This is a genomic window from Bradyrhizobium sp. MOS002 (assembly GCF_003020115.1).
GTDB lineage: Bacteria > Pseudomonadota > Alphaproteobacteria > Rhizobiales > Xanthobacteraceae > Bradyrhizobium.
In genome coordinates this window covers 172882-185782 of the sequence record NZ_PYFX01000004.1, presented here as the reverse complement: position 1 = coordinate 185782, position 12901 = coordinate 172882, and the positions used below count along the sequence as shown (strand labels likewise).

Genomic DNA, 12901 nt, shown 5'->3' with positions numbered 1-12901 from the left:
GTAGGGCTCCGACCCTGCCCTACTCCCGGCGAGGCACGATCGCGATCGGGGTGAAGGTGTAAACCTCCTCGCCGTTCTGGTTGAACATCGTCCATTTCACCAGAGCGATGCCCTGCGGCTTCGACTTCGACGGCGTCAGGCTGATGACCTCCCCGACCAGATGCAGGCGGTCATCGGGACGTACCGGAATGGTCCAGCGCAGCCCATCGACGCCGGCGCCGATCAGAGGATGCGGGCCGAAGGGGCGGGTCTGGATCGCGAGGCTCATGGCAATCGCGGCGGTGTGCCATCCCGAGGCAGCGAGACCCCTGAACAGGGTCTGCTTGGCGGCTTCGTGGTCGAGATGCATCGGCTGCGGATCGAACTCGGCCGCGAACCGCTTGATGTCGGCCTCGGTGACATGAACTTCGGGGGATTTGAACCGCATTCCAATGGTGAGATCGTCGAACCACTCGACCTGCGCCATGATTTCGCCTCGCAATGTGATGCGCCGCCTCGCGGCTAGCAGGATTAAGCAAGAGCGGGATGTAGCGGCTCCGCAGTGCACAAACCAGCCCGGGGTCCCCCAAGAAACCCGTTTCCAGATGCGACGAAACACGCCTGAAACAGATGGTTGGTTATCTGGTTGTCAAAATCATACAGGGACGGCCACCATGCAATTCTTCCTCGACCTGATCTGGGATTATTCCTGCTGTCAGCACCTCGTCGCCCTGCCGCCGCAGGAGGACGAGCTATGATCGAGCTGATCTCGGCCTTGCTCGCGCTTTGCAGCGTCGGCGTTTTTGCAGCGCACGCGGTAGATGCCTATCGCACCACACATTACTGATAGCCGCCCTAGAACGGCCGCCGGTAAAAGTGCTCCGAATGCGTTGCCGGCGGAAACCTGTTGGCGAGCGCGAGTGCTCCCCTTTCGTCGGTCTCCAGCGCGATCTTCTGCGCGAGCATGACGTCGCCGGGGACGAGAAAGCCCGACGGGACGAAGCACCACCCCATCGTCGCATTTCCGGCGGCGTCGACCTCATGGACATTGGCGGCGGTGCCATAATGGATGCGATAGGTCTTGCCGGTGTCGCAGCCAACGACATCGAAATACCGTTGCTGCTCGAATTGCGCGCGCTGCGCCGGTGATAGCCATTCGGCCAGAAGCCGGCGGCCGCGGGCATCCGGCGTGTTTTCGCCGAAGAAGCGCCGATAGAGTTCGCGTAGCGCATGCAGACGCGCACGCGCTGGCGCGCGGAGCCAGACTGCCGCGATCATGAGCAGCTCAGATCAACCGCCGACCAGGCGGGGATAGAACAGCGTTTCCTGCACGGTCGGGTCAAACGACCGGATCCGGGTGACTTCGCCGGGTCCGGTTCGCAGCGCGGCAGTGAAGCCCGCTCCGGTCAGCTCCCGAAAGCGCCGTTCGGCCCGTGCCAGCGCTTCGGCATTGCCAGGATCAAACTCGTGGCGCGTGTCGCCAGTCTGGTCCATCACGATCTGGGTTGCCATGTTGAGTCTCCTCATGCCCAGCCCTGTCCGATCAAAGCAAACCTCGTGCCGTCGGTTCCTGATGGCAACAACTTTCTCTTGTCGGCGCATCACGCCTTGCTGACCAGCTCAACGCAAGGCGGCCGCCCCTCCTCCCTCGTCGATCTGCCGTCCCATCAGGGCGATCGCCTTCTGATAGACGCCGGCGGCATTCCAGGCCTCGATGGCGACGAAATTCGGCTCGCCAGGCTGGTAACCGGCTCCTGCGCGCCAGCCATGGGCCTTGAGGAAATTCGCCGTCGAGTTGAGCGCATTAGCGGCAACTTCGAGATTACCGGTGCCGTAGGCCAGAATGTTCTTGGGCATGAACTGGGTTTGACCGACTTCGCCGTGCATCGAGCCGCGGGTTGCCCCTGACAGCGTGCCGCGATCGACCAGCTTCAGGGCCGCATAGAGCTGCTCGGTGAAGAATTCGGGACGGCGGCAGTCATAAGCGAGCGTCGCAATCGAGGAGAGCATGTTCTGGTTGCCGCGCTGGCTGCCGAAGCCGGTCTCCATGCCCCAGATCGCGATCAGCGGCCCCGGCGGGACGCCATAGCGCTGCTGGATCGAGGCAAACAAGGCGGCCTGCGACTGCTTGAGCTGGCGACCCTTGGCGACGATGGTGGTGGCGCCGCGCTTGGCGAGGAACTGGTCGAGCGTCAGCGAGAAGCTGCGCTGGCCGCGGTCGGCCGCGATGGTGGCACTCGCGTAATTGGTCTGCATCAGCGCCGAGAGCGCGGTCTGGCCGACGCCCTTGCCCTGCGCCTCCGCGCTGAATTCGCGCTTCCAGGTTTCGAAGCCGGCCGACGAACTGCCGCATTGCGCGGCGTGGGCGGCGGACGCCAGGCAGCCGAGCAGCGTCATCGTCCCAAAAACCGCCCCAGCTACAGCTCTGCCCCTGATCATGTCCGATGTCCTCTCTCTGGCGCGATCCAATGCCCGAGCTTACCCGGACGAAGGCGCCGACTCCATGGCGTGATCATACGACAGTTCCAGTCCATCCAAATTGCCCTCCCTGCGCCACTTGTCGAGCAGCCGCAGGAATGCCACCGGCCCGCGCCAATACTGGCTGTTTCTCGCCGCGATCGGATCGAACACGCCTTCATTGTTGTAATAACCTGGCGTGCATTCGGCCAGATAAGTCTGGCGGCCGAGCGCGGCTTTGACGACCTCCTCGACCCAGACGTTCTCGGCCTCGACCGTCGGCTCCAGCGTCCGGGCTTTGCGCTTGCGCGCCTCGGCGATCACATAGGCGATATGCTGCGACTGCTCGTCGATGATATGCGGGAAGTTGGCGCTCTGGCCGGCCTGCACCGTGACGATCAGGAAGCAGTTCGGGAAGCCGCGGCTGTAGAAGCCGTGCATCGTCTTGACGCCGTCGCGCCACCGCTCGGACAGGCTTACCCCGCCTCGGCCATAGACCTCAAAGCCCATGCGACGGGCATAATCGGTGCCGACCTCAAAGCCGCTGGCATAGATCAGACAGTCGAGTTCATAGGCATTGCCGTCGACCACGACGGCGTTCTCGGTGATGCGCTCGACGCCCTGCCCTTTGGTGTCGACGAGATGCACGTTGGATCGATTAAAAGTGTCGAGATATTCGTCGTGAAAGCACGGGCGCTTGCAGAACGCCTTGTACCAGGGTTTGAGTGCGGCCGCGGCCGCCTCGTCCTTCACCACGGCATCGACGCGCGCCCGGATCTCTTCCATCTTGCGATAATCGGCCTGCTCGATGACCTTGAGCGCCTCCTCGATCGAGGTCACCGGCTGCTTCTGGCGGCGCGGCGCCAGCAGGATCTCGCCGAGCAGGCCGGTCCAGCCGTCCTGCACCAGATCCTGCTCGAATGGCTCGCCCGAGATCACCGCGGTGAAATTGTCCATGCGCTCGCGCTGCCAGCCAGGCCTGAGCCCCTGCGCCCAGCTCTGATCCGTCGGGCGGTCGTCGCGCACGCCAATCGCCGACGGCGTACGCTGGAAGACGTAGAGCTCCTTGGCCGAGCGGCCAAGATGCGGCACGCATTGCACGGCGGTGGCGCCGGTGCCGATGATGCCGACGCGTTTGTCGGCAAGACCAGTCAGCCCACCTTCGGCCGTCCCTCCGGTGTAGGCGTAATCCCAGCGGCTGGTATGGAAGCTGTGTCCCTTGAAGCTTTCGATACCGGGAATGCCCGGCAGCTTCGGACGGCTCAGCGGGCCTCCAGCAGGGATGACGAAGCGCGCACGGATGCAATCACCGCGATCGGTCTCGACCAGCCAACGTGCCTCCTGCTCCCGCCACTCCATACGCGTGATGACGGTCTGAAACAGCGCGCGCTCATAGAGACCGAAGTGACGGCCGATGCGGCGCGAATGTTCGTAGATCTCGGGTGCCCGCGCATATTTGCGCACCGGCATGTAGCCGGTCTCTTCCAGCAACGGCAGGTAGATGTAGCTCTCGGTATCGCAGGCCGCACCAGGGTAACGATTCCAGTACCAGGTGCCGCCGAAATCGGCGGCCTTTTCCACAACGCGGAAATCATCGATGCCGGCTTCGCGCAGTCGCGCGCCGCACAGAAGGCCGCCGAAGCCGCCGCCGACGACGAGCACCTCGGTCTGTTCGCTGACAGCCTCGCGCGCAAATCCGGAATTGGCCCAGGGATCGTCGAGATAGCGGCCGAACTCGCCGGTCACCTCGACATATTGCGCCTTGCCTTCGGTGCGCAGGCGGCGATCGCGCTCGTCGCGATAGCGCGCACGGAGTGCGGCAATGTCGATTGTAGATTCGCCGGCTGCACCGGTCTTGTGTCTTTGCGCTGTCATCCGTTTCCTCCCCGGCGGACACTGCTTCGCCGGCAGCTCGCATCACTTAGCCCTGAAAAACCGACGCATGCAATCAAGTCTCTCTTTTTTGCGTGAACGTCGTGTGGCGTTCCGCTAACCTCAAGCGCAAATCAAGGCGTACGTCATGCAACGACATGGCGTTCCGGAGGAAACGATGCAGGGATTGATGATGGACATGCCGCTCCTGATCAGCGGCCTGATCCAGTATGCCGCCGATTATCATGGCGAAGCCGAAATCGTCGCCCGCGAGATCGAGGGCGACATCCATCGCTACACCTATGCGGACGCCCATCCGCGCATCAAGCGCATGGCATTGGCGCTCAAGAGGCTCGGCATGATGCCCGGCGACCGCGTCGGTACGCTGGCGTGGAATACGCATCGGCATTTCGAGATGTTCTACGCCGCGCCGGGCATGGGCTATGTGCTGCACACCATCAACCCGCGACTGTTCCCCGAGCAGCTCGGCTACATCATCAATCACGCCGAGGACCGGCTGCTGTTCATCGACCGCGCCACGCTGCCGATCGTGGAGGCGATCGCGCCGCAGCTCAAATCGATCGAAGCCTATGTCGTGATGTGCTCGCGCGAGCGGATGCCGGAAACGAAGCTTGCCAACGTGCATTGCTACGAGGAGCTGCTGGAGAACGAGAACGACGCCGGCTTCGCCTGGCCGGAGTTCGACGAAAAATCGGCGTCCACCATCTGCTACACCTCGGGCACCACGGGCAATCCGAAGGGCGTGATCTATTCGCACCGCGCCGCGATCCTGCAGACCATGGTGTCCTGCAATTTCGACTTCCTGCCCGGGCACCTGGAAGGCGTGCGCGAAGTGATGATGCCGATGGCGCCGCTGTTCCACGGCAACGGCTGGAACATGGCGTTCACCGCGCCCTATACCGGCTCGAAGCTGGTGTTGCCCGGCCGCAATTACGAGCCCGACAAGCTCTACGAGCTGCTCGAAGGCGAACAGGTGACGCTGTCGGCGGGCGTGCCGAGCTTCTGGCTGATCCTGCTCGACTGGCTCGGACGCACCGGCAACAGGTTCTCGACGCTTCGTGCAACCCTGTCGTCAGGCTCCGCGCCGCCGCGCGCGATGGTCGAGAAGCTCAAGCGCGAGTATGACATCGACTACATCCAGGCCTGGGGCATGACCGAAGCCTTGGGCTGCTCGATGCCGGGCTTGCGGCCGGGCTCCGAGCATCTCGACGACAAGGAGAAGTTCGACCGCCGCCAGGTGTCCGGCCGCGCCTGTTTCGGCACCGCCTTGCGCATCGTCGACGACGGCGGCAACGAGCTGCCGCGCGACGGCAAGAGCGTCGGCCATCTGCGCGCGCGGGGACCGTGGGTTGCGTCCGGCTACATGAAGCTCGACGAAGGCCTCGACCGCGACGGCTGGCTGATCACCGGTGACATGGCCGTGATCGACCCACACGGCCACGTCACGCTGACCGACCGCTCCAAGGACGTGATCAAGTCCGGCGGCGAATGGATATCCTCGATTCAGCTCGAGGACGTCGCCTTGTCGCACCCCGATGTGCTGCAAGCGGCCGTGGTCGCGATCAACCATGAGAAATGGCAGGAGCGGCCTCTGCTCCTCGTCGTCCGCAAGAAGGGCGCGACCGTCGACGGCAAGACGCTGCTCGACCACATGCGCCCGAAGATCGCGAGCTGGTGGATGCCCGACGCCGTCGAATTTCTGGACGAATTCCCGATGACCGGCACGGGCAAGGTGCTCAAATCGGCGTTGCGCGAGAAATTCAGAGAGTATCGCGTCGCGTGAGCCGATCGCGCCCGGCCTGTCCATCGATCAAGGAGACAAAGATGCTCTACCCGATGTCACCCAAAGTCGTCGAGCTCAAGCGCAGGCTCGAGAGTTTCATGGAACGGCACATCTATCCGAACGAAGAACGCTTCTATCGCGAAGCGGAGGAGCTGGGGCCCTGGAAGGTCTATCCGGTCGTCGAGGAGCTGAAGCCGCTGGCGCGCGGCGAAGGCCTCTGGAACCTGTTCCTGCCGGAATCCAGCCATGGTGCAGGCCTGACCAATCTCGAATATGCCCCGCTCTGCGAGGTCATGGGCCGCTCGCATCTTGCGCCCGAAGTGTTCAACTGTTCGGCGCCCGATACCGGCAACATGGAGGTGCTGGAGCGCTATGGCACGGAGAAGGACAAGGAGCGCTGGCTGAAGCCGCTGCTCGCAGGCGAAATCCGCTCCTGCTTCGCCATGACCGAGCCTGCCGTCGCCTCGTCCGACGCGACTAACATCGAAAGCTCGATCGTCCGCGACGGCGACCATTACGTCATCAACGGTCGCAAATGGTACACGACCAACGCGACCGACCCGCGCTGCAAGATCTGCATCTTCATGGGCAAGACCGATCCTGACAATGCGAACCGCCACAAGCAGCAATCCATGATCCTGGTGCCGATGGACACAGCGGGCGTCGAGGTCAAGCGCGCCCTGCCAGTATTCGGCTTCTACGGCGTGCCCGATCGCGCCTCCGAAGTCGTCTTCACCAACGTGCGGGTCCCCAAGGAGAACATGCTGCTCGGCGAGGGACGCGGTTTCGAGATCGCGCAGGGACGCCTTGGCCCCGGCCGTATCCACCATTGCATGCGGCTGATCGGGCTCTCCGAACGCACGCTGGAGAAGATGTGCCGCCGGGTGCGCAGCCGCGTCGCCTTCGGCAAGCCGGTTTCCGAGCAGACGGTGACGCAGGAGCGCATCGCAGAAGCCCGCATCATGATCGAGCAGGCCCGGCTGCTGACGCTCAACGCCGCTTACGCGATGGACACCGTCGGCAACAAGGTGGCAAAAGCCGAGATCGCGATGATCAAGGTCGCCGTGCCCAACATGGCCTGCCAGATCATCGACTGGGCGATCCAGGCCCACGGCGGCGGCGGCACGTCGAACGATTTCGGCTTGACGCAGGCCTATGCGACCGCGCGTTTGCTACGTCTCGCCGACGGCCCGGACGAGGTCCACAGGAACCAGATCGCGCGGTTCGAGCTGAAGAAATATTCGAACGCCTAGCGTCGCACGCTCGCCGACGAAGACAGTGCCATCCCCTTGCGGGAGAAGGTGGCGCGAAGCGCCGGATGAGGGGTCTGCTTCCGCGGAGACAAACCACTCACCCGAGCGAGTCTGCATCCACCAGCGGAGCTGCCCTCTCCCGCAAGGGGAGAGGGCGCAACAATGCGGAGCGTGTCCCTTTGCGCCGCGAATGCGTCAGGGCTCGCTCAGTTCACCGCGTAGACATCTGGATCGAAGCTGGAGCTCGGCTTCTTGAAGGCGTTGCGCAAGGCGCCCGACATCGGGACGTTGTAATTGAGGCCGTTCGGCGGCGTCGGCGATTCCAGCCACCTCTTGTAGAGGACCTCGATCTCCGGGCTCGCATAGAGCTCTGCCGTGGCGCGATCGGCCAGCGCCTTGAACGGCGCATCCTCCCGCCGCAGCATGATCCCGTAGGGCTCAGGCTTCGAGAACGTCTCCTCGCTGATCATGAAGAGCTGTGGTTCCTTCGAGCGCGCGATCGCGACCGCGAGCTGCACGTCGTCGAGCGCGTAGGCCTGCGCGCGGTCGGTTTCCAATAACAGGAAGGCTTCGGCCTGGTCCTTGGCCGGCATCACGTTGATGCCGAGGTTGCGCTCCGTGTTGACCTTGGCGAGCTGGGTCAGGTTGACCGAGCCGGCCACCGCCGTCACCGCTTTGCCTTTGAGATCGTCGATGGTGTTGATCTTTGCGGCCTTCTTGGCCGCAAACCGGGTCGCGCTGAGGAAGTGCGTGTTGGTGAAGGCGACCTGCTTCTGGCGGTCGGCGTTGTTGGTGGTCGCAGAGCAATGCAGATCGAGCGTCCCGTTGACCATCAACGGAATCCGGTTTGACGACGTCACAGCCAGATAGTCGACGGCGATGTCGGGCATGCCGAGCTGTTTCTTCACGGCATCCACGATTCTGAGGCAGATATCCATGGCAAAGCCGACCGGTTTCTGGTTGCCGTCGAGATAGCTGAATGGGACCGAGGCCTCCTGATAGCCCAGCGTGATCTTCTTGGTCTCTTTGACCTTCTGGAGCGTGCCCGACAGGTCTTCGGCGGAGGCGGCCGTTGCAAGGCATGTGAGGGCCAAAAGAACGGTGGGAAGACGCATCGGGGACTCCTCAAGGGAATTATGGGCCGCGCCGGCGCGCGGCCGCGCACGGTGTAGCCCAGGGCCGGACCAATCACCAGACGAGGTTCCGACTATCAGCTATCGCGGTTTTATATCAACCAAGAAAGGGGCATCATGGCTCCCCCCTATTCGCAGGTGAGTTGCTGCTCGAACCAACCGGATAGTCGCTCAGACAATGGTGGCCACATCCGCTGGAAATTCGACAGCCTGCCGACGTTGGCGCGGTAGATCGCACGCAGTTCCTGCTCGATAGCCGGAAGGTCGACGCCTGCGCAGACCCCGTCCCTCACGATCGTCTTGCCCGCAACCACGACCTCCTTCACCAAGGACGCATTGCCCCGCGCGAACAGCAGCGCCATGGGATCGACGGGCATGATCCGGTCGCGATCGAGCCGGTCGAGATCGATCGCAACGAAGTCCGCGGGATTGCCGGGCACAAGGTCGCCCGTGCCGGGCGCACCCGTGGCCCGACGGCCGTTGCGGATCGCGAGCGCGAACATCTCGGCGGGCGCCCACGTCGCCTTGAAGCCGAGGCCGCCATGGACCATCTGCACAAGCCGCATCTCGCGCAGGATGTCGTCGTCCTCGTCCAGCGCCAGCCCGTCGACACCGACAGCGATGGCACAGCCGCATTTGTGCGCGGCCGCGATGGGCGCCAGACCCGAGCGCAAATGCATGTTCGAGCTGAAATTGGTGACGATGCGCGTGCCGGAGGCCGCGATCATCTCGAGCTCGTCCGGACGGGCGTGGATGCAATGCGCCAGCGTCAGCCGCTCCGAGAGGAAGCCGATGTCGCGCAGCCAGCGCACCATGTCCGGAAAATGCTGATCGGCCCAGGCGCGCTGATACACGGTCTCCAGCAGATGCATGTGGACGCGGCGGCCGGTTCGCTCCGAATTTTCCGCCACTGCTTGCAACAGCGGCTTCGAGCACCATTGCACGCCGGCGGGCCCGAGCTGCACATCGATCATCGGGCCAGCGATCGCCGCGGCAATGGCGTCGGTCAATTCGATATAGGCCTTTGGCGGCATCGGCGCGCGGACAAAGAGATCCTCGATGGTCTTACGGTCGTCGCTGGAAAGTCCGGCGAGAACCGGTTCAGCGTCGCCATAGACGATCGGATTCTGGTCGCGCACGGCCAGCGCGAAGGCGATGCGGATGCCGACGTCGGATGCAGCCCTCGCGATCGCCTTGGCTTCATCGAGGATGGGCATCGTTCCGCTCGGTCGTGTGTAGTGAACCATCATCGCCGAGCAGCCGGCCTTCGCCGCCCGCGCCAGCGCGGAGGTCGCGGTCAGGTAGGGATCGACCGGCGTGCCCAGTGCGGTCCGCAGGATCCAGCTTTCCAGGGGCATACCGACCGCGCCGAAGGACGACGCGGTCGCGCGGGCATGATCATGCGCGTTGATGAAGGCGGGTATGACGAAGGAGCGAGGGCTGACGGGCCCCGCTCCTCCGGAGATGTCAGTGATGACGCCGCCGTCGTGGCGCAGCGTGACGTCGTCGCCGATGGCGCGGTCAGGACCACAGAACAGGCTGGTTGCCGAAATCTCCGTGGCCATGACCGCCGTTACTCCAAGTTAGTTGGCCGTATATACCAGCTCCCGCTCCGCGCGCGGCGGCAGGAACTCGCGGGAAAACACTTCCGCAGGCGTGGGGGCGCGGGCGAGCTGGTAACCCTCGACGATAATCCCGATCGCGCGCGTCATGCGGTCGTCCTTGATGTCGCCGATGCCGATCTCCTTCATCTCCGGCGAGACGATCAGCTTGTCGAAGGAATATTGCAGCCGGCGCTTTTCCACGGCGACGTCGATCAGATTGTCATAGTTCAGCGCGGCCTTCATGCCCGCATTCTGGTCCTTGGCGACCGCGATGGCACCTTTGTTGATTGCGCGCACGAGGCCGGCAACCGCCTTCGGGTTGGACGCGAGCAGCTTCTTCGAGACCATCACGCCGTTGGAATAAAGATCGAGGCCGTACTCACCGAACGAAAACCATTTGAAGTCCTTGTCCGGATCCTGGCGGTTGAGCACGAGATTGAAGTAGCTGGTGATGTTGAAGACCAAAGCTGCGTCGATGTCGCCCTTGATCAGCATCGGTTCCTGGAGGTTCGGCGCCATGTTCGAGATCTTGATCTTCTCGCCGTCGAGCCCGTTCTTGCGCGTGAACACCGGCAACAGCCGCGTCGTCGGCGTGCCCTGCGCGCCGCCGAGCGTGTGGCCCTCGAAGTCCTTGATGGTCTTGATGCCGCTGCTGTTCTTGGCAACGATCGCAAACGGCGGCTGGTTCCACATCATGTAGACCATGACGGGGGCGTCCTGCGGCTTGGTCGAGGCGTTCTGGATGATGGCGTTGACGTCGCCGAAGCCGGCATCATAGGCACCCGACATGACGCGCGTGACGGTCGCGCCGGAGCCTTCGCCCTGGTCGATCACGACGTTGAGGCCTTCCTCTTTGAAGAAGCCGTTGTCCTTGGCGTAGAAGAACGCGGCGTCACTGCCTTGCGTCTTCCAGCCCAGCGTGAACTTGATCGTGGTGTCCTCGGCCGTGGCGATGCCCGTGGACAGGGCCAATCCCAACAGTGCGGCAGTTACTTTTCTCAACATCGAGACCTCCTCAAGCTTCGTTGCGTGACGTTTCAGAAATTCAGATCAGGTGGCGATGACGTCGTTCTTGCGCGTGGCCCAGCCGGTGACCCGCCCCTCGATCAGCGAGAACACGACGTAGAGCACGACGCCGAGGGCCGCGAGCACGAACAGGCTGGCGAACACCAGCGGCACGTTGAAATTGGACGAAGCGGTCATCATGACGTTACCGAGGCCGCGGTTGGAGGCGACCGTCTCCGAGAGCACCGCGCCGACGAAGGCGTAGGAGACCGCGACTTTCAGCGAGGCGAAGAAGAACGGCATGGTCCTGGGCAGACCGACATTCCAGAGAATGTCGAACTTGCTGGCGCCGAGCGCCTTGAGCACGTCCTCGAGCTCCGGCTCGGTGGTCGCAAGGCCCGTGGCGATGTTGACGACGATCGGGAAGAAGCAGATCGACAGCGCGGTCAGCACCGCCGGCACCGTGCCGGAGCCGAACCACAGCACGAAGATCGGCACCACGGCGACCTTGGGGATCGAGGAGAAGCCGATCAGGAGCGGATAGCAGGTGTCATAGGCCGTCTTGGAAACGCCGATGATCGCGCCAAGCGCAACGCCGAGTGCGACGCCCAGAACGAAGCCGAACATCGTGGTGGCGAGCGTCTGCACGATATGCGGCCACAGCACGGGAAAGCGCTGGTACAGGGTCACGAACACCTGCGAGGGCCGCGGCAGCACCAGATCCGACATGCCGGTGGCGAGGCAAAACAGCTCCCAGGCGACGAAGAACAGCACGATCAGTCCGGCCGACCACGCCTTCTGCCTGATATCAATTCCTGACATCTCAGCCTGTCCCCCGCTCAGTAGCGCTGCGCGCATCCTCGATGAAGGCGCGCAGCTTCTGGTTCAGCGCGACGAAATTCGGCTCGAACGTCATGGCGACGGTGCGCGGCCGCACGAACTCCACACGGCTGTCGTCGAGAATGCGGCCCGGGCGCGCGCTCATCACGCAGATGCGGCTGGCCAGGAAGCCGGCCTCGCGCAGGTCATGGGTGACGAGCAGCACCGTCGGCTTGTGCGTCATCCAAAGATTCTGCAGAATCGCCCACAGCTCCTCGCGGGTGAATTGGTCGAGCGCACCGAACGGCTCGTCCAGCAGCAACAGGCGCGGCTCGTGGATCAGCGCGCGGCAGAGATTGGCACGCTGGAGCATGCCGCCCGAAAGCTGCCAGGGATAACGGCTGCCGAAGCCCTTGAGGCCGACCTGCTCCAGCAACGTGTTGGCTTTGTCGCGGAATTCGGTCTTGCGCAGTCTGCGAAAATTGGAGCGGAACGGCTCGACGATCTTGAGCGGCAGCATGATATTCCGCTCGATCGTCATCCACGGCAGCATGGTGGGGTTCTGGAACGCCATGCCCACACGTAGCGCCCGCGCGGTAACCTCGCGGCCGCCGACGATGACGACGCCGCTGGTCGGCTGCACCAGGCCGCTGACGAGACGCAGAATGGTCGATTTGCCGCATCCGGATGGGCCGACCAGTGCGACAAACTCACCGTCGGCGATCCGCAAGCTGGTCTTCGACAGAGCCGGCACGGCGCGATCGCCACGCCCGAAGGTCACGGACGCCTCGGACAGCTCGATGGCGGTGGGGCCGGAGCCTTCGGGAACAGGCTGGCCGTCAAACTGGGCATTAGGTTGCATGCGCATCACACCCAAAGTGCATGCACACTGCATGCCAGTCGTCGACTTCCGCAAAATCAAGGGCGTAGCGAACGATGCGCGAAAGAGCGGGGATTCGATTTAGGCAATCGGAG

At 63.5% G+C, this 12901-nt stretch carries 12 protein-coding genes; 2 read left to right on the top strand and 10 right to left on the bottom strand.

Annotation, left to right across the window (positions count from 1 at the left end; genetic code table 11):
* Positions 1-19: 19 nt before the first annotated feature.
* The 5 genes from C7G41_RS13780 to C7G41_RS13760 all read right to left on the bottom strand — a co-directional run bounded on the left by C7G41_RS13780 (position 20) and on the right by C7G41_RS13760 (position 4311).
* Positions 20-466 carry a MaoC family dehydratase gene (locus C7G41_RS13780; protein WP_106943099.1) on the bottom strand — a complete coding sequence of 149 codons (447 nt, stop codon included), beginning with the start codon at positions 464-466 and terminating at the stop codon, positions 20-22.
* 368 nt (positions 467-834) lie between these two features.
* Positions 835-1257: a hypothetical protein gene (locus C7G41_RS13775; protein ID WP_106943098.1), complete on the bottom strand. Its 423-nt coding sequence runs from the start codon at positions 1255-1257 to the stop codon at positions 835-837.
* Positions 1258-1269: 12 nt separating this feature from the next.
* A complete protein-coding gene (locus C7G41_RS13770) occupies positions 1270-1491 on the bottom strand; it encodes a hypothetical protein (RefSeq protein ID WP_106943097.1) in 222 nt (73 codons plus the stop codon).
* 108 nt (positions 1492-1599) lie between these two features.
* On the bottom strand, positions 1600-2418 hold the full coding sequence (locus C7G41_RS13765; RefSeq protein ID WP_106943096.1) for a lytic transglycosylase domain-containing protein: 819 nt from the start codon (positions 2416-2418) through the stop codon (positions 1600-1602).
* Positions 2419-2457: 39 nt separating this feature from the next.
* The gene (locus C7G41_RS13760; protein WP_106943095.1) at positions 2458-4311 is read right to left on the bottom strand and encodes an NAD(P)/FAD-dependent oxidoreductase; all 1854 of its coding nucleotides are present in this window, start codon (positions 4309-4311) and stop codon (positions 2458-2460) included.
* Between the two features lie 175 nt (positions 4312-4486).
* Here C7G41_RS13760 and C7G41_RS13755 point away from each other — a divergent pair, with 175 nt between their 5' ends.
* Positions 4487-6112 carry a long-chain fatty acid--CoA ligase gene (locus C7G41_RS13755; protein WP_106943094.1) on the top strand — a complete coding sequence of 542 codons (1626 nt, stop codon included), beginning with the start codon at positions 4487-4489 and terminating at the stop codon, positions 6110-6112.
* Positions 6113-6153: 41 nt separating this feature from the next.
* Entirely contained in the window at positions 6154-7365 is a 1212-nt protein-coding gene (locus C7G41_RS13750) for an acyl-CoA dehydrogenase family protein (protein ID WP_106943646.1), read from the top strand.
* A gap of 206 nt (positions 7366-7571) precedes the next feature.
* Here the strand turns inward: C7G41_RS13750 and C7G41_RS13745 are convergent, their stop codons facing one another.
* The 5 genes from C7G41_RS13745 to C7G41_RS13725 form a co-directional block, all read right to left on the bottom strand.
* Positions 7572-8480: an amino acid ABC transporter substrate-binding protein gene (locus C7G41_RS13745; RefSeq protein ID WP_106943093.1), complete on the bottom strand. Its 909-nt coding sequence runs from the start codon at positions 8478-8480 to the stop codon at positions 7572-7574.
* Between the two features lie 146 nt (positions 8481-8626).
* The gene (locus C7G41_RS13740) at positions 8627-10063 is read right to left on the bottom strand and encodes an amidohydrolase family protein (protein WP_106943092.1); all 1437 of its coding nucleotides are present in this window, start codon (positions 10061-10063) and stop codon (positions 8627-8629) included.
* 18 nt (positions 10064-10081) lie between these two features.
* Entirely contained in the window at positions 10082-11107 is a 1026-nt protein-coding gene (locus C7G41_RS13735) for an ABC transporter substrate-binding protein (protein WP_106943091.1), read from the bottom strand.
* A 45-nt stretch (positions 11108-11152) separates the two neighbouring features.
* Complete coding sequence (locus C7G41_RS13730) at positions 11153-11929, bottom strand: ABC transporter permease (protein WP_106943090.1); 777 nt, start codon at positions 11927-11929, stop codon at positions 11153-11155.
* Between the two features lies 1 nt (position 11930).
* Positions 11931-12788 (bottom strand): ABC transporter ATP-binding protein, encoded by an 858-nt coding sequence (locus C7G41_RS13725; RefSeq protein WP_199198361.1) that lies wholly within the window; start codon positions 12786-12788, stop codon positions 11931-11933.
* Between the last annotated feature and the right edge of the window lie 113 nt (positions 12789-12901).

Excerpts from the sequence above, each read along its gene's own strand:
- C7G41_RS13775 (WP_106943098.1), bottom strand. The coding sequence starts at position 1,257 with ATGATCGCGGCAGTCTGGCTCCGCGCGCCAGCGCGTGCGCGTCTGCAT.
- C7G41_RS13755 (WP_106943094.1), top strand. The coding sequence starts at position 4,487 with ATGCAGGGATTGATGATGGACATGCCGCTCCTGATCAGCGGCCTGATC.
- C7G41_RS13740 (WP_106943092.1), bottom strand. The coding sequence starts at position 10,063 with ATGGCCACGGAGATTTCGGCAACCAGCCTGTTCTGTGGTCCTGACCGC.
- C7G41_RS13750 (WP_106943646.1), top strand. The coding sequence starts at position 6,154 with ATGCTCTACCCGATGTCACCCAAAGTCGTCGAGCTCAAGCGCAGGCTC.
- C7G41_RS13765 (WP_106943096.1), bottom strand. The coding sequence starts at position 2,418 with ATGATCAGGGGCAGAGCTGTAGCTGGGGCGGTTTTTGGGACGATGACG.
- C7G41_RS13735 (WP_106943091.1), bottom strand. The coding sequence starts at position 11,107 with ATGTTGAGAAAAGTAACTGCCGCACTGTTGGGATTGGCCCTGTCCACG.
- C7G41_RS13745 (WP_106943093.1), bottom strand. The coding sequence starts at position 8,480 with ATGCGTCTTCCCACCGTTCTTTTGGCCCTCACATGCCTTGCAACGGCC.
- C7G41_RS13760 (WP_106943095.1), bottom strand. The coding sequence starts at position 4,311 with ATGACAGCGCAAAGACACAAGACCGGTGCAGCCGGCGAATCTACAATC.
- C7G41_RS13770 (WP_106943097.1), bottom strand. The coding sequence starts at position 1,491 with ATGGCAACCCAGATCGTGATGGACCAGACTGGCGACACGCGCCACGAG.
- C7G41_RS13780 (WP_106943099.1), bottom strand. The coding sequence starts at position 466 with ATGGCGCAGGTCGAGTGGTTCGACGATCTCACCATTGGAATGCGGTTC.
- C7G41_RS13725 (WP_199198361.1), bottom strand. The coding sequence starts at position 12,788 with ATGCAACCTAATGCCCAGTTTGACGGCCAGCCTGTTCCCGAAGGCTCC.
- C7G41_RS13730 (WP_106943090.1), bottom strand. The coding sequence starts at position 11,929 with ATGTCAGGAATTGATATCAGGCAGAAGGCGTGGTCGGCCGGACTGATC.